General features: G+C 39.3%; 11 protein-coding genes and 1 tRNA gene. 3 read left to right on the forward strand and 9 right to left on the reverse strand.

The features are described from left to right. Positions 1–129 precede the first annotated feature (129 nt). The 5 genes from trxB to A5295_RS01225 all read right to left on the reverse strand — a co-directional run bounded on the left by trxB (position 130) and on the right by A5295_RS01225 (position 8,436). Entirely contained in the window at positions 130–1,071 is a 942-nt protein-coding gene (trxB, locus tag A5295_RS01205) for a thioredoxin-disulfide reductase (protein WP_064621503.1), read from the reverse strand. 35 nt (positions 1,072–1,106) lie between these two features. Further along, complete coding sequence (locus tag A5295_RS01210) at positions 1,107–3,326, reverse strand: hypothetical protein (protein ID WP_064621504.1); 2,220 nt, start codon at positions 3,324–3,326, stop codon at positions 1,107–1,109. A 166-nt stretch (positions 3,327–3,492) separates the two neighbouring features. Continuing rightward, complete coding sequence (gene murJ, locus A5295_RS01215) at positions 3,493–5,289, reverse strand: murein biosynthesis integral membrane protein MurJ (protein ID WP_064621505.1); 1,797 nt, start codon at positions 5,287–5,289, stop codon at positions 3,493–3,495. Beyond that, positions 5,286–7,679 (reverse strand): DUF6049 family protein, encoded by a 2,394-nt coding sequence (locus tag A5295_RS01220; RefSeq protein ID WP_231130960.1) that lies wholly within the window; start codon positions 7,677–7,679, stop codon positions 5,286–5,288. Before A5295_RS01220 ends, murJ begins: the two co-directional genes overlap by 4 nt. Beyond that, complete coding sequence (locus A5295_RS01225) at positions 7,660–8,436, reverse strand: NUDIX hydrolase (RefSeq protein WP_004110180.1); 777 nt, start codon at positions 8,434–8,436, stop codon at positions 7,660–7,662. The genes A5295_RS01220 and A5295_RS01225 overlap by 20 nt, the downstream gene beginning before the upstream one ends. A 42-nt stretch (positions 8,437–8,478) precedes the next feature. Between A5295_RS01225 and A5295_RS01230 the strand changes: the two genes are divergently transcribed. Continuing rightward, positions 8,479–9,951, forward strand: a complete 1,473-nt coding sequence (locus A5295_RS01230) for a CCA tRNA nucleotidyltransferase (protein ID WP_049762339.1) — start codon at positions 8,479–8,481, stop codon at positions 9,949–9,951. 56 nt (positions 9,952–10,007) lie between these two features. On the opposite strand, the gene A5295_RS01235 is transcribed toward A5295_RS01230, so the two are convergent. The 4 genes from A5295_RS01235 to A5295_RS01255 form a co-directional block, all read right to left on the reverse strand. Beyond that, positions 10,008–10,634: a LytR C-terminal domain-containing protein gene (locus A5295_RS01235; protein WP_004110176.1), complete on the reverse strand. Its 627-nt coding sequence runs from the start codon at positions 10,632–10,634 to the stop codon at positions 10,008–10,010. Positions 10,635–10,763: 129 nt separating this feature from the next. Further along, positions 10,764–11,660 (reverse strand): 16S rRNA (adenine(1518)-N(6)/adenine(1519)-N(6))-dimethyltransferase RsmA, encoded by an 897-nt coding sequence (gene rsmA / locus A5295_RS01240; protein ID WP_004110171.1) that lies wholly within the window; start codon positions 11,658–11,660, stop codon positions 10,764–10,766. A 55-nt stretch (positions 11,661–11,715) separates the two neighbouring features. Continuing rightward, complete coding sequence (locus tag A5295_RS01245; RefSeq protein WP_064621506.1) at positions 11,716–13,098, reverse strand: G5 domain-containing protein; 1,383 nt, start codon at positions 13,096–13,098, stop codon at positions 11,716–11,718. Positions 13,099–13,546: 448 nt separating this feature from the next. Further along, a tRNA-Thr gene (locus A5295_RS01255) sits at positions 13,547–13,623 on the reverse strand. A gap of 165 nt (positions 13,624–13,788) precedes the next feature. Here A5295_RS01255 and A5295_RS01260 point away from each other — a divergent pair. Further along, on the forward strand, positions 13,789–15,627 hold the full coding sequence (locus A5295_RS01260; protein ID WP_064621507.1) for a serine/threonine-protein kinase: 1,839 nt from the start codon (positions 13,789–13,791) through the stop codon (positions 15,625–15,627). A gap of 132 nt (positions 15,628–15,759) precedes the next feature. Further along, complete coding sequence (locus A5295_RS01265; RefSeq protein WP_004105824.1) at positions 15,760–16,722, forward strand: thioredoxin domain-containing protein; 963 nt, start codon at positions 15,760–15,762, stop codon at positions 16,720–16,722. Positions 16,723–16,741 lie beyond the last annotated feature (19 nt).

Raw genomic sequence — 16,741 nt, forward strand, 5'->3', positions numbered from 1 at the left:
GAATAGTAGTTTTAATAAAATACGTGTGACATTTGTCTACAATATAATAGCTTAGACTGTAATGTCACACGTAAATTTAATTGTATTTATGCTTTTACTTTTAGTAAGCCTTTGTGTAATGAGTAAGATTTAAGCGTATTTTTCGTTAAGATAAGTTTGAGCATCAAGAGCTGCTCTGCATCCCATTCCTGCTGCAGAAATTGCTTGACGATACATGTTGTCGACAACATCTCCCGCAGCAAAAACGCCTTCAACAGAAGTGCGAGTAGTTGCACCATCAACAACAATTGTTCCATCTTCATTAAGTTTTAATTGGTCGTTTAAGAACTTTGTTGCAGGAGTGTGACCAATTGCCACAAACAATCCAGCTGACTCAACTTCTTGAGTTTCTCCTGTAATAACATTGCGAACAGTAAGTGAAGTAGCTTCTACATCGTTGCCGTGCACTTCATCTACAACGCTATTTGTAATAAATTTGATTTTTTCGTTTTCTTTTGCTCTATCAACCATAATCTTTGAAGCGCGGAATTCATCTCTGCGGTGAATTAAAGTAACAGAAGAACCAAATCGTGTGAGGAACAATGCTTCTTCAAAAGCAGAATCTCCTCCACCAACTACAGTAATTGGTTTTCCTCGGAAGAAGAAGCCGTCGCAAGTTGCACAATAAGATACACCTCTGCCGGAGTACTCGAGTTCTCCCGGAACGCCCAATTTGCGCACTTGCGAGCCCGTAGAGACAATAACTGCGTCGAACTCATAAGTTATACCGTCATCGGTAGTAACGAGCTTTATAGCGCTTTTAAAGTCTACAGAAGTGACATCGTTCAGCAATATTTCTGCACCAAATTTTTCAGCTTGTTTTTGCATAGACTCCATTAAGTCAGGGCCTAAAATACCTTCTGGGAATCCTGGATAATTCTCTACTTCCGTTGTGTTCATCAATTGACCGCCTGGAGTAAGAGCTCCAGCAATAACAAGTGGTTTGTACCCAGCGCGACCCAAATATATTGCAGCAGTGTATCCTGCAGGTCCGGATCCAATTATGATAACTTTTCGAAGTTTATTTTCCATTACTTATTTCCTTAAAAGCACTTATTATAAGAGATTCAATACAGTTTTACAGAATTGATGTACAAACTGTTCTTAGGCATGCTATCTTTTGGAACCCATAGCATGAAATCTTGAGATTTTACAATCTTCTTAAGTTTTACATCTGTTGTTCCGCTTTCATCGAATGTAAATTCTGCTACTTGAGTTCCCTTAGTTGGATCATCCTTAGTATCTGCCAACAAATATGCGTGACCTCCAGAGGAACGTATCGAAACAACGAAGCGATACACAGTTTGTGGTTCGGTTAAGTGAATATAGTATCCATATCCAGCTTGATTAGCCGGGAAGCTTAAGAATTGATAACGATCAGCTTCGTAAGCAACGTTATTAGTAGGAATTTTAGGCTTAGGCACAGGTTTTACTTGCTTACGACCCATATTTTTCTTAACAGGTTGTTTTTCTTGAGGAAGAATACCTTGGCTACTAAACGGAACATTTTCTAGACTAGTGCTATCCCATGAGCCGTTGTTTCCGAAGCTACCTGTGCTTTCATGATTGCCAAATAAACCATGTAATGCCAAAGCTAATCCAGCTACAAGGAGTAACGAAACAGCCCCGATAACAATAACTTTGGTTGAAAGACCCCACCAAATCTTAGCATCTGCAATAGTGTTGTTATTTTGTGTATTCTGCTTTTGTTTGTGCAAATTAGCAGTTTGTTCCAGAGGCTGGAAGCTTGGCGGCAAAGAAAGTGCTCCATTTTCTTGGATATCGTCGTTTTGGTCATTGTTTATTTCGTCTCTAAGTGCTCTTGCTGATTCCTCTCCAGGAGCTACAAATCTTCCGTGAGAATCAACAACAGGAACGCGACCAGTAGCTTCGCCTTCTGAAGTTAAGTTTTGTGGTCTTGAGATTAATTCTGTGTGTTGATTATTTTCAGTAAGAAGATGCCCAAAATCAAAACTACTAACTACGCCTGTTTCGCTAATAGTATTTTTGGAAGTTTGATTTCTTGTATTTTCAACGTGATCAAAAATATTTTTAGACGTAGCAGTATCGGGAAAATGTTTATATGAAGCAGACAATGTTGGGAAAAGAGCATCGTCTGTATCAAGTTCTGTAGGAGCGAGAATGCTAGCCATTTCTGCTGCTGCAATATCATGAAAATCTATATCTGTATTAGTGTTAGTTTCGTCACTAAAACTATTGTTACCAATGCCTTCAGAATCTGAGTTAGTATTGCTTCTTTTAAGAAGAGATCCCAATGTTCTTCCAGCATTTTTGAAGCTATCACTTAACTTAGCGGATCCATTTGTATTATTTGAAATAGTGTTGGCTGAATTAGTTGAAGAAAAATCGTTAGAATCCTGATTATTTCTTTGCATTAATTGTGCATCAAATTCTTCTTCACTTTGTGAAAGACCTTCAGGCAAAGGTAGTATACAATCATCTTTTGCTTCGCGAAGTCGAACATTGCTAATAGAAGCAACACTTGTTTTACCATCAAGCACAATATCTCTTGTTGTGAGCTTCGATAAAGGCGTGTATGAACCTAATAATGCTACTAATTCTGCAATAGACGCCATAGGTATTACGTTGTTATTTTTATTTGAAGCTAGGCTTCTTGTGCAAATCATCCTAAATTCTGAAGGAGTATTATCTGGCAAAAGAGACGCATCAAAACGAGCTTGTATTCGAGAAGAAGTTCTAGTAATCAAAGTGTATAACAATGATGCAAGTTGCTTAGTTGCAATATGTTCAACATTTTGCCTTGGAATTTGATCATCATCTTTTTGAGTCACATCTTCCAAAAGAGGACTTACTGGAGTATCTGCTAACTCAATTCCTGAAGAACTTATGCGAACAGTGTCACTAGAAACAGCGTGGTGAGTAATATTGCTAGCAAGTAATCTGCTTAAAGCTTGTGCAGTTTCTGCAACAATAGTTCTTATTGCTTCGTAGCTTAAAGGTGCTTTTTTAAGAGCCAAATAATCATTGATAGTAATACCGCGATCTAAAGCTGTAACAATAATTGCAACAGAATCATGATGCCGTAATTGAAGTACTTGCGTAAACTTGCGGCTATGCGATAAAGCCAAGGTTGATGCAATTGTATTTACTTGCGGCAAAAAACGTGAATCTCGTACAATAAAAAGCTGGCAATCCTGCGTAAGTATGCGGTCATTGGCTTGCCATACTTGCAAGCCTGCTTCGTTGCGCAAAAGCGATACTAGTACGTATCGATTTAGTACAATATCTCCTAACCGAGGTTCCATTTGTTCCTCATCTTCCTACGCATGTGCAATAAGTAACTTAACATTTTTTACTAACACATAATTGTACTGGTGAGCCGTCATGTTATGTACAGCATTTTGCTGTTATTGAAATAATTTCCCAAATAATCACATATTTTAAGGAAAAGCTCAATATGAAACTACGCTCTTAGAAGTTTTTGCTGTTAGAAGAATCATGATATTTTGCATCGGATTGTATTCTACGCGGAATTCTAAGATTTTTCTGTTCGTGCTGTGATTGACTTTTTGCAGTTTCTTCAAAAATTTTAGCAAGAGGAGCAAGAGCAGGAATCTTTTGGGCAAGCTTACTAATTATTGGGGCAGACAAATCTACAAGTTCTCTGGTCTTCAAAAGTAAGAGTGCTGACAGATAAACAACAGCAATAATAATTGTTGTTATTGCGCAAATAAGTATTGCGTATACCCACCTTAATATTCCATGCATATGTGGGGAATTGAAGTTTAAAACATGCAATAGCGGTTTACTCACTAAGAGACCAACAACAATAGATACTATTGAAGCAATAGTAATTTTTATATGCGTAATTGCAAGATTTCGATCATCTAAGTCATTGTTGAAACGATTTCGAAGCATATGAACAAGTGATGGGAAAGTCAAGAAGTAGCTTATTGAAACTGATGAGCCTAAAGCTGTAACCCAATAAGTAGGTGGCAGTACATTAATGCAACATACAAAGGCAAAAAGCTCAGTAAGAAGTTGCGCTGCTGCGAAAATAAAAGGACTTTTACCGTCTTCAAAAGCAAAGAATGTGCGTTGAATAATCAAATAGCTACTAGTTAAAGGCAAGCCAAAAGCTAGCATCATTAGAGGTGCAGACATAAGGTTTGCTTCTTGAACACTTATTGATGGTATTAAAGCTAACGAAATAGGTGTCGGAATAACAATAAAAATGACTGTAAAGAAGCACATAATTATGCTTACATGCCTGAGTGCTTCACTTAAATCATTGCGCGCGCTATGTAAATCGTGAGATGCAATGGAGCGTGAAATTTTAGGGAAAATTGCTGTTGCAACAGATACTGCAACTAAAGAGTAGGGCAATAGGAACATTGTGTAAGCGTTTTGATAAGTAGCATTACCTGCTACTTCAAACTGATCTAATCCTAAACGTTTTTCGGCAACAAATGGGACGCTTGTTGTTATATGCGTAGTAATCATTACAACTATTTGTGTAACAATAACAATGCCCATGCTCCATGCAGCAACAGGGCCCATTGATCTTAAACCGATATCTCGTATACCAAAACTTGGCTTGTAGTGTATTCCGCATTTTATAAGAGGTAGGAATAACACTAAGGCTTGTGCTGCTACGCCAATAGTCCAGAATCCTGCAGTGAGCAAAAGAGTATTGCCATTCCAAAAACTTAGTGGCATCCTATTTGCTTTACCAAAGATGATGATAAAAACGCCAAAGCCTAGGCAACTAATAATATTTGCTGCAACTGAACTCCACGCGTACATGGCAAAATGCTCTTTTGCTGCCAAAACTTGCCCAAGTACTGTATAAATACCGTAAAAGAAAATTTGAGGCATGCACCATAAAGTAAATGAACATGTTAATGTTTGCATTTCGGCGCTTCCGCCGGCGTATAGCATAGTGAGCACAGGCGTTGCTATAGACATAAGAACTGTTAGCGCGAGAAGCAGAAGAATTGCAAATGTAATAAGTTTATTTAAGCGTTCCTCGGCATTTTTCTTTTCGAGAGTGCGAACAATTTGCGGTACTAATACAGCGTTGAAAATTCCACCTGAAACAAGCGTATATATTAGCTGTGGAATCATAGATCCAGCTTGATATGCGTTTGCTGCTAAACCTGTTGTTCCAAGGGCTGCTGCTAATAAGATAGTACGTATTTGACCTGTAATGCGTGATGCGGCTGTTCCGCTAGCCATAATTACAGAATTTCGACCTACTGAACTCATTCGTCTGGATCCTTCTTACGGTGGAATTGCCTCCAAAGGCCAAGAAGACCAAGAATGAAAGCAAATACTATAATAATCGTACCGCTTTTATCACTAATTTGCAGTGTACTAGTAATAAGTGTGCTTTGTTCTTTTGCAAATACGCGATGCTGATTGTCTTCAAGCACAAAAGTAGCTTTTGTGTGAATTGATGTAGTGATTCTCAGTGGTAAAGTTACTTGAGTTTCGCTATTAGCTGGAATTTTTACTAAAGTTTTACGGCGTGTAACAATTTCCATAGCATGAGTATTTGCAGATAAATACACTTGCACAGGGTAAGAGTATGTGTTGCTTATCGTAATAGGCATGCTTGCTGTTTCGCTTACGGCAGTAATATCATGCGGTGGGATTATGTGAATGCCATTCATCAGTGTATTTGCAAAAGTCTTAGCAGTATTTTTACTTATACAAGACTTGTTATTTTTCTTGCTGTGTGCAGTAGTTTTGGCTGAATCTTGCTGCTCGATCGTATTATTGGTAAATTCGTGCAAAGAAATATCGTCGTATAAGCGTAATAAATACTTTTCTAAGTCTTTTATGTTAATAAGTTTTTTTGTTTTGGCTGTTTGTTTTGCAAGTGCTTGAGCGTCACCCTCAGTATTATGAGGATGCTTAGCGGAACTATAGTCGAGAATATTCTTAGTAAAACGTAAAACGTCTTTCCTTGAATGTGACAAATCGTTTAGGCAAGAGCGTCGTTTTTCAGTAATATTCTCGCTTATAGAGCTGTTGCGAGATATTTCACGCATTATGGAATTTTTCTTCCAGTCAGGCAAGGCATTTTGCTTCGTATTTGCCATTGTTTGCAAGTCGCTTAACGACAGCCAAGGAGATTGTTCTAATGCGTTCATAACAGCATCAATATTTGAATTAGATGCATTATTCGAAAAAGTAATGAGAATATGTCTATCAACATACGGCTGTTCCATTTGGTAGAACGCGCTTTGTGCCACTAAACGATTAATGCGCCCAGCCTGAGTTCGTTCGCTTGTTGCGTTATCGCTTGTAGGCTTTCCGTTTGCCAGAAGAGTAAGCACTGATTGAGGTGACAAAACTCGCACATTCCCTGCAGGCGTATCTATATCGTATATGCCATTTCTAACAGCAAACTGTGAAGCATTATTGTCAAATTCGTCTGTTGCAATAACAGTTTCATATCCATTACGTTTTGCTTGCTCTAGTGCATGAATAGTCCATTTGCCGTATGTTTGCCATGCATAAGCTTTATTTAAATTATGATTAGTTGAGTCTGTTTGTTTTGAATTATTTGCTTTAGTAATATTTTTCTGCGATTGCGAATTTTTTGCAGACCATTTTTCTTTAGTAATTCCTGCCGATTTATACAAATCGTCATTATTGTCATCTGCATAAGCACTGATATCAAAACCAGATTGTTGCATATAAGCGCTTGGTTTGAGTGTTAAATGCGATGCTTGTATTGTGCTTAAATCTGCGATTGTTTGTAATTTTGAGTGTTTATTTGCTAAATCAGCTTTCCCAATAATGTTGTGAATACTATCTTTGTCTGCTCTAAGTAACGTTTCTAAATGATCGCTAGGTTGAATGTTATTAGCTTTAAAATTGCGTAAATCGTTTTGTGTACGAATTAATATTGGCATGAGCGCAGTAAGTTTCATCGCTGGTAAGTTAGCTGAGTGCATGCCAATATTTGCTCTTGTCAAAAAAGAATGTATCGATTTGTATTTTGAATAATCTTGTGAGAAATACGTAATTTTTAATGGTTTGGGACCCCAATTCAGGATGGAACGTAATTCTTGTTTATCTGCAGGTATGTTAAAGCTAAGAGTGCACGTGTGACCGGAAGCTAAACTTGGAGTTTTTACGGAATCTAAAATTTGAGGAGTTGGTATAAGAGATTCCTCTTGCGACCAATTTTGCACGTCCGTGCGCGAAACAAAAGTGTAATTGGAATTTATAGAAAGTTGTAAAGTGCCTTCTGGAAGTGCCGTTTTTACGGCTTTTAGTGTTGCAGTAAGGTGGTATCCGCTTTTATCTGTTACTACAGGCGTTGCTTGAGTTATATCTATTTCAATGCCCTTGCTATGCGGATTTTCATACGTAGATTGTTTTTTATTTTGTCTTGTAGAAGTTTTGTCAGATAAATCTGCTTTTTTCGTGTTTGCATATGCGTAATTTGCTAATCCTGCATATTTTGCTGTTGGAAAAGCAAAAATTGTTGCAAATACTACGAATAATATAAAAATAAAACGTGCAGAAATTAAGCAAGTATGTAACGTAATTCGTAATAAAGAAAATACGTATGAAAGTGCCTTCTGCTTTAGAACAGTAGACGCATTTGTGGTCTGATGTTTACGCGTGAGTTTCTTCACTGTTAGACCGCCTATGTGCTTTTTTGGCATAAAGCCATGCAATTTTACGTTCATTTGGATAGCTTAGTATTGCATTAAGTTCTTTAAAATTCACCCATATTGCATCTTCTGCTTCGTGATCGGGATCTCCTAATACAGATAAGTCGCCACTTACGTAACGTAACGCAAAATGGTGCACTAGCTTGTGTACTCTATGCGTTGTGCCTGTAAACCAATAGTCGATTGTGGCAATCGAATCTACTACTTCGCCAACTATACCCGTTTCCTCATGAATTTCGCGAACTGCTGTTTCTTGGGGTGTTTCACCTTTTTCTATATGTCCTTTTGGTAGACACCATTCAAGGTGTCCGCTTCTTGAATGACGAGCAATAATTGCGACACGCCCGAGAGAGTCAAATACTAAACCGCCTGCGGAATATTCTCGAATAATTGGCAAGTCTTGCGCATCTAAAGAAGCAAAAGTTGTAGGAGTATCTGCCTGTCTGCGTGGTGGCATAAGTGCTGGAGATACGCCTGAGAAAGAAGATGTTTTTTGAAGATTATCTTCCGGTGATCCTGAGTCTTGCGCAGTGCTGTCATCCTTAGAAAACAGCGGAATATCAACAACATTTTGTTCTTCACAACTGTCTTGCTGGCAAGACTTTTTTCTATGCATTTTAGCTAAATCAAGTGGCGTAATAACAGGAGCAGCTTGATTTTGGGCATGATTATCCGCAAGCTTGGCGAGCGTACGTCGTAAGTCTGCAGGAGTAATCATATAGTCAACATTACTCAATCCGCTGTGCATTGGGGTAACGGTATGCTGGAATATAGATTGATTTTTGCTGAAAGGGTGTCGGTAAGGGTGACTGAGAACTTCGAAGTTTGGCCTGAAGCTATAGAGTTGGGGCGACTTTTTGCTGAGCGTCATTATGAACTTGCATTAGTTGGTGGTCCTGTGAGAGATATGCTACTGCATCGCGTGTCGCATGATCTTGATTTTTGTACATCAGCTCGACCCGAAGAGTTTGAACCTATTTTGCGTCGTTGGGGACATGATGGTTTTTGGGATATGGGTCGCAAATTTGGCACGTTGGGAGCTATGCGTCGACGTGCTGATGGTACAGAAGTAAAAGTTGAAATTACTACATACCGTTCTGATGTGTACGATCCAGATTCTCGTAAACCTGAAGTGCAATATGGCGATACTTTAGAAGGTGATCTTTCTAGGCGTGATTTTACTGTCAACGCAATGGCGTTGCGCGTGCCAGATTTACAGTTTGTAGATCCTTTTGGCGGTGCTAGTGATTTAGCTAAAGGCGTGTTGCGAACCCCGGTTGATCCTCGTCAATCTTTTGATGACGATCCTTTGCGTATGATGCGTGCAGTTCGTTTTGTTGCGCAACTTGGGTTTAGTATCGAAGCAAATACTGCTGAAGCGATTGTGGACATGGCAGATAGGTTAGATATTGTTTCTGCTGAAAGAATTCGCGACGAAATTACTAAAATGTTACTTTCGGACAGACCTCGTAAAGGATTAGAAGCTCTTGTTGAATCTGGTATAGCTCAGCGTGTTCTTCCGGAGATTCCAGCTTTACAGCTTGAAATTGACGAGCATCATCGTCATAAGGACGTTTTTGAACACACAATGATGGTTCTTGAGCGCGCTATAGCTTTGGAAACAGATCAGGAAGGTCCAGTGCCGTCTCCAGATTTAACGTTGCGTCTAGCTGCTTTATTGCATGATATTGGGAAGCCAAAAACTCGAAAATTTGAAGATGGAGGGAAAGTTAGTTTCCACCACCATGATGTTGTTGGCGCAAAAATGACTCGTAAACGTTTGAAAGCACTGCATTTTGATCATCATCTTATCGAAGATGTTACTGAATTAGTGAATTTGCATTTGCGTTTTCATGGGTATGTTGATGAACCGTGGACTGATTCTGCAGTTCGTCGTTACGTAAAAGATTCAGGACATCTGTATGAGCGGTTGAACCGACTTACTAGAGCAGATGCAACCACTCAGAATCGTCGCAAATCGTTAATGTTTGAGCATGCGATGGACGAGATGGAAGAGCGCGTAAAGGAGCTTAAAAAGCAGGAAGATTTTAACGCTATTAGACCTGATGTAGACGGTAATGAAATAATGCAATTATTGCATTTGCAACCAGGTCCAACAGTTGGTGAGGCTTATAAGCATATGCTTGATTATCGTCTCGATAATGGTCCGGTAGACCATGATATTGCTGTAGAAGAATTACAGCGATGGTATGAGGAAACGTACAAAAAGTAAAAGTTTCTTCACTTAAATAAAGAGTAGCAGTATAAAATATTTTACTGCTACTTTTTTTATTTAACTTCCTTATGCTGATCTGCCTTAGGAATGTTTTTCATAAGATCAGCTCTTATACATCCTTGCACTTCATGTATTGTTGCGCCTGCTGCTGGAACATCTACTTTAGGGCGAAGATTATTAAAAGTAGAGCCAAGCACAATATCGACGAGCTTATCTTTTCTATCATCCATTCGCATAATTGCATCGGTAAAATTAGCGTTTACTGTATAAGCTTCATTAATAGCGTTTTTTCCAAAGTAAATGATTGTTCGTTTAATGTTACTGGATTTGTTATTGTTAACTTCTGTTAAGTTAAATCCGCGAGCGTTTAAAGCTTCGCCAACCGCGCGAGCAAGGCCGCGGAACTTTGTGCCGTTGAGAACTCTGATTGCTACAGCTCTATTATCTACGTAAGGGGCTTTGGCTCCTTCTTTTCCTATTATTGCGCATGGAGCTGGAACGCCGTAATTTGGGTTATCTTTTGGAGCACGCACAGAATTTATGCCAAAAGCGTGGAATTGCACAAGTAAAGCAAATATAAAAGTGACGCCCAAGCCTACGCCCACTGTAGTGAGTACAGATCTTTTTCTTTGATACATGAAAGCTTTACGAGCAATACGTTCGTCGTATTCTTGCGTCATGTTCACTTCCGATCTGTGGTTTGTAACTTTGTTAGCAGCAAGTTTACACAAGCTGCAGAATATACGTAATATTTCATTGCGTAATATTTTATTTTGCATATTTATTCAACGAATAAATATGCGTTTTATTTATAATTTACAATCTTTGCATGCGCGATATAAAGCAATAAATTCATCGCAAGTAAGCGTCTCGCCGCGTCTAGTTGGGTCAATTCCAGAATTTTTATATGCTTCTTCTGGAACTTGATTTTTAAGAGCTGCGTGCAATGTCTTACGTCGTTGCTGGAAGGCGGCATCAATGAAAGCGAATACTCCCTCACGTTCATTATTGTCACCTTTACCTGTGCAATTGCGAGTAAAAGAAACTAATGCTGAATCAACGTTTGGCGATGGCCAAAATACATTACGACCGATAAGCCCTGCGCGTTGGGCTTTGCCGTACCACGCCAACTTAACACTTGGTGTGCCATATACTTTATTCCCAGGTTGTGCGCATAAACGATCTGCTACCTCTTTTTGAACCATAACTAGAAAATTCTGTAAGTTACTAAATTTTTCTAGCAAAGTAAGAATAATAGGCGTCGCAACGTTGTATGGCAGGTTTGCAACAAGAGTAAATTGTTTAGCCTGCGCAATCTGTGGAACATCATCGGCATTTACTGTCAAAGCGTCTTTTAGAATGACGTTAAATTTTTGCATTGATTGAGGCATAAATTCTTCTACAGTATGCGGCAATCGTCGAGCTAGCGGAGGGTCTATTTCTACTGCAGTAAGCTGTGCTCCTGTTTGCAATATTGCAAGAGTAAGAGAACCAAGACCAGGCCCTACTTCCATAACGATATCGCCAGATTTAACTTCAGCTGCCGCTACTATTTTTCGCACTGTACCAGGATCAATAACGAAATTTTGACCAAACTTTTTGGTAGGAGTAATGCCTTCCTCGGCAGCAATACGTCTAATATCTGCTGCACCTAAAAGCTGACCTTCATTTTCAATGCTGATTTCTGTCAAAGTTTTACCGTCCAAATTTCGTAACAATTAATCCGTTGCGCCAAAGTGCGTTAAAACACGCTGCTGCCTTTTAATACCAGCCAATTTCGCGCGAATGCTTTACTGCTCCACTAGGTGTTTTATATTTGCTCTTAATGTAACTTAGACCCCAGCTAATTTGTATTGCGGCATCTTCATGCCAATTAGCTCCTGCACTGCTCATTTTATTTCCAGGAAGAGCTTGAGGAATGCCATAAGCGTGTGAGCTAGGATTTTCTGCGTTCCATCTCCATCCAGATTCCCTATTCCATAACCATAAAAGATCTTCCCATTCTTTACCGGTCCAACCCATTTGCGCAGCTGCGCCCTGAGCGAATAGTTTAGCTTGTTCTGGAGTAGCATGTACAAGGCTATCGGGATTAGAGCTTGGAGCGGGTGCAGGTGGATTAGCTGCAGGTGCGGGAGCTGCAGATGCGGTTTGTTGTTGAGTTTGCTGTTGGCTGTTTTTCTTCTCCTGTTTTGCAGGCTGCTCAGTATTCTGCTTTTTGTGTTGAGCGTTTGTTTGTTGTTTGGATTGTTTTGACTTTTGTGTATTTGTATTATTTTTGTGAATTGGTGCGGGAGCAGCCTTACCTACAGCAATAACTTGATTAACTGCAGGCTTTACCAAATTTTGCGAAACTAGAGTTGCGCTTTCTGCTTTGCCATCTACGTATGTAACGTTATAAACATCTTCCCGCTCACCATTCACGCCAACTTGTTGTACAACGCGAGAATTTGCTGGAAGTTTAGGATCTACTACAGTTTGTGTGGCAAAAGGTAATGAAACTGTACGAGTTTCTTTGCCATGAGTAACTCGAGAAACACGTAAAACAGTATTTCCATCATCTTCTTCTACGCTTACGCGATCTTCCTTGCCGAGCACTATACCTTGAGAATCAAGAATTGCGCTCGCAGGTAAGTCTCCATTTTGCACAACGCGTGTTTTCCCGTCAGCGATAACGCTAATTGGACCTTTTTTATTAATCGATAAGCCGCAAGTTAGTTTATCGTAAATATTTTGCAAATTTACTGTAATTCGTGAAGCGTTCTTAGCATTAGCTTTAAAAAAGCCGATTAATTGATCGACACTAGTTGCAACAGTCCAGAACGGTATAGTTACTCCATCTACAGTGATAGAAGTTTGATAAGCACTGCGAACTGTTACAGTAGAATGATTTGTGAGAATATCTCCAGAAGAAGAAATAATTTGATCGTGAGTTTTTACTGGTACGTGTTGTTCTTCCAGTAAACGTATTGGATTTGTTGAATAAGTGCTTACAATACGCGTTTTTCCATTTACGATCATTGCAACAGATTTTTTAGCTGTAAATATAAACAAGCTTGTTGCTGTGAGTGATATAGATAAAACGCAGGCGATTATTCTTGCACGACGCATCACTATTAATCGTCTAGGCGTCCATCGACGTGCCATACAATCACTCCCTTCGCAATAATGCTAACTTTTCTATTATACCTTCAGTTTTGCATTCAAAATTGAGTGCAAAACAAAATAAAAGTGGGGGCGGGAGAGAAGGGGATATTCCCGCCCCCTATGAGGTGGAGCTGGTTGGGGGACGCTCCACTCTCACCTCGGAAACCCTGAGTTGGGGGAAGGTTCCCGAGTTCTTACTCGCGAAAAGTTTTGTTATAAAGATGATCATGTGCGCAGATATAGATTTGTTATTTTCATAATACGCCATAATTTGGCACTGTATATGAAAAATAGAAATCTTYTCTATTTTTGAATAGTTAATTAGCCACTATCCCCTCTGCTTTAATCATTTCACGTCATTATATGTGATACGAAAGATAACAAAACTATAGTTCTGGAATATGTGAACAAAAAATAAGAAATACTCACGAAACGAGTGGAATAAAAATGGAGCCTCCTGCCGGGATCGAACCGGCGACCTGCCGCTTACAAGGCGGCCGCTCTGGCCATCTGAGCTAAGGAGGCGATGTTTTCTCGTTAGCATAACAAATCATGCTAAGTAGAACAATTGATTAGTGTACCATATGCCACGTCATTACAAAATTACGGCGATGTTGAATATAGAAACGGCGTGTTTTTTGTTGTTTATATTTGTGTATTTGGCAATATAAGGCATTAACATAATGCAGTATGGAAGATACAAGCATGTTCGATTTGCAGCCAGGGAATAATGTAGGCGGATACACGCTTATTTCTAGGCTTGGCGGCGGCGCAATGGGGTCAGTTTGGCGCGTTAATGACGATGGCGGCAATCAATATGCTATGAAAATATTACGTGCTTCTGTTCGTACAAAACAGAGTGAAGATGAGGATTCTGAGCAGGAACGTGCTCGAATGCGTTTAAAACGTGAAGCTTTGGCTTTGCAGAGGATTCATCATCCAGGTGTTTGCGCGATAGTGGATATGGAATTAGATGCTTCAATCGCTTTTATTGTGACAGAATTGATTGAAGGACATAATTTGCGCGAAGACGTGGATGAGAATGGGCCCTATATTGCAGATGATTTAGAGCGTCTTGCGCATAAGCTTATTGAAGCTGTTAAGGCAGTTCATGAAGCCGGTATTGTTCATCGCGATATTAAACCAACTAATGTAATGATTTCTGCTACTGGACCAGTATTAGTAGATTTTGGTATTGCGATGGGTGAAGGTGAAAGCCATGTTACTCGCACGGGATTAGTGATGGGCACTCCTGGTTTTATTGCTCCAGAAATTATTGAAGGCGGAGATTCAGATGAACTTACAGATTGGTGGTCTGTTGCTGCTGTGCTTGCATTTGCGGCTACCGGTAAGCCTGTTTTTGGCACAAAGCCTATGATGGCGGTTTTGGAGCGTGCTGCCTCAGGCAATGCAGATTTAACTGGGTTGCCTCCTAGAACAATGGCTGCTTTTCGTAAGGCGTTGAATCCGATTCGAGAACAGCGTTGCATGCTATCTGATTTAGAAAATGCAATTAGTCAAGATGCTATGGATCCTTTAGCCTGGCCGGAGGTGAACCGCCCTTTTGACCGTAATGCCACTAACATAACTATGCGTAAAATGTGGCGTGAAACGAGTCGTGAAACAAAAGAAAAAACTGCTATACTAACAAATTCTCGTACCTGCGATGCAGCTGGTACAGCTGGCATAACAAATCTTAACTCTGATGGAGAAACGCCAACCGTAACTGTTCGTTCTACTACTGTTATGCCGCATTCATTAGATAGTGAAGACGATAAAACATTTTGTGTAGATGAAAAAACACGAATTAATGCGTTAAACGATGTCGATTTACAGCATATACAAAACGACAATTCAAACAATTCACGTATTGCACAATCTTCAAAACTTATTCATGCCTCTAATAACGTTTTTGATAATGACAATATTGAAAATGAAGCAGGCGATTCCCTTCATGTTAAAAGTGATGAAGTGCCTTCTGTAGATCATACTCTTAATCAACATGATTATGTGCGTAAAGGAACATGGATACTGCTGATTTGTATAATTCTTCATTTAGCCATTGCTTGCTTAAGCATTCTCGATTCTATTGGTTTTGCGATGGTTTTTATGTGGATTAGTGCAACATCCGGCTACAGTATTTCATCAAGCTTGCGAAGATGGCAACTTAACGATGGAATAATTCCTCGTCATGATTCTGTAGTGCGTATTGCAACTTTGCCATGGCATATTATTCGAGGATTCGTCTACATGCTTCCACGAGTTATAACTATTGTGATTTCTGGAGGTATTGGAGCTGTTATATATCCATTTCTCTGTGGTGATAATCCTGAATTACTTTCTATAGATGTTGGATCCTTGCGTATTCTTTTGCCAGCTTACTCACCTAATATTTTTTCAAATACTGCATTTGGATATACTCTAGGATTTATTGTTGCATGGGTTGTTTTTGCTGTAGTTAAATGGACTACAAAATTCCGTTTAGGATTAGGTGCGTTATTTTATTCTGGAAAATCATTTGAAAAATAAAAATAGTACGATACGTAATGTGTATTTTCCGTTGATGCCATCTACTAAACTGTGGTGAGGTTATTATTTCATTAGCAAGAATGCTGCTAGGAACTAGTCTTAGCATGCGAAATAAAGGGTTGAAGGATAACAATGCCTAAAATTCAGATGCGTGATAATAAGCAGGGAGATTCATCTGCTACTCGCCTACAAAGAACCATAGAAAATCGCGAACGTGCCGCGCGTGAGCGTCGTCAGCAAGCAATTATCGGCGTTATTGTAGTAATTATTGTTGCGGCTATGTTGGCTGCTGTAGGCATTACTGCGTATCAGGCAGCTTACGTTCAGCCTCAGAAAAAAGTAGAGCAATCTGCAAAATCTAATCATAATTTGGATAATATTGATCCAAGTATTCGTCCAAGCGGTGTTAATTCTAAGAATGGAATTCTTCTTAGCAAGGATGGGTACGGCAAGCAAGCTGCTGGTGCTCCTACAGTTGCTACTTATTTTGATCCTTTGTGCCCTGGCTGTGGAAACTTTAATCGTACTGTTGATGAAACTTTAATTAAAATGGTTGAAGCAGGTCAAATTAACCTAGAACTTCACCCAATGTCATTCTTGGATGGACTTTCTACTGACCATTACTCGACTCGTGTTTCTAGTGCTATTGCTTATATCGCTTCATATGATAACGATCCAAAGCATTTGCTTCAGTTTATCAATGGTATTTTTAACGAAAAATTCCAGCCGGAAGAAGGCGAGGGATATAAGCCTGTAAGCAATAAAGAATTGATTAAACTGGCTAAGAAATCTGGAATTCCAAACGAAATTGCAAGTAAAGCTTTTAACCGCCAATATTTGAAGTGGCAGCTGCTAGTTAATAAATACACTCCTGATCGTAAGGAATTGTGGAATGTCAGCGGTTCAAATAAAGGATCTATGACAACTCCAACAGTAACTATTAACGATAAATTGCTTGATATGAATGCCATTAATGAGAAAAAAATGAAGGTGCTTGATGCTCTGCTTCATTGCATTGGCTTGGATAAAAAGCAAGTTGGAGTTGCAGGTCAGATGCCTAAAGTGTCTGACACTAGTTCCCCTATTGCATTGTAAATAAGCTAAATTATAGAAA

The organism is Gardnerella sp. 26-12 (genome assembly GCF_001660745.1).
Lineage (GTDB): Bacteria > Actinomycetota > Actinomycetes > Actinomycetales > Bifidobacteriaceae > Bifidobacterium > Bifidobacterium swidsinskii.

Bases quoted from the DNA above. Each gene is read 5' to 3' on its own strand.
- A5295_RS01260 (WP_064621507.1), top strand. From the start codon at position 13,789: ATGGAAGATACAAGCATGTTCGATTTGCAGCCAGGGAATAATGTAGGC.
- A5295_RS01210 (WP_064621504.1), bottom strand. From the start codon at position 3,326: ATGGAACCTCGGTTAGGAGATATTGTACTAAATCGATACGTACTAGTA.
- A5295_RS01245 (WP_064621506.1), bottom strand. From the start codon at position 13,098: ATGGCACGTCGATGGACGCCTAGACGATTAATAGTGATGCGTCGTGCA.
- trxB (WP_064621503.1), bottom strand. From the start codon at position 1,071: ATGGAAAATAAACTTCGAAAAGTTATCATAATTGGATCCGGACCTGCA.
- A5295_RS01225 (WP_004110180.1), bottom strand. From the start codon at position 8,436: ATGATTACTCCTGCAGACTTACGACGTACGCTCGCCAAGCTTGCGGAT.
- A5295_RS01230 (WP_049762339.1), top strand. From the start codon at position 8,479: ATGCTGGAATATAGATTGATTTTTGCTGAAAGGGTGTCGGTAAGGGTG.
- A5295_RS01265 (WP_004105824.1), top strand. From the start codon at position 15,760: ATGCCTAAAATTCAGATGCGTGATAATAAGCAGGGAGATTCATCTGCT.
- A5295_RS01235 (WP_004110176.1), bottom strand. From the start codon at position 10,634: ATGACGCAAGAATACGACGAACGTATTGCTCGTAAAGCTTTCATGTAT.
- murJ (WP_064621505.1), bottom strand. From the start codon at position 5,289: ATGAGTTCAGTAGGTCGAAATTCTGTAATTATGGCTAGCGGAACAGCC.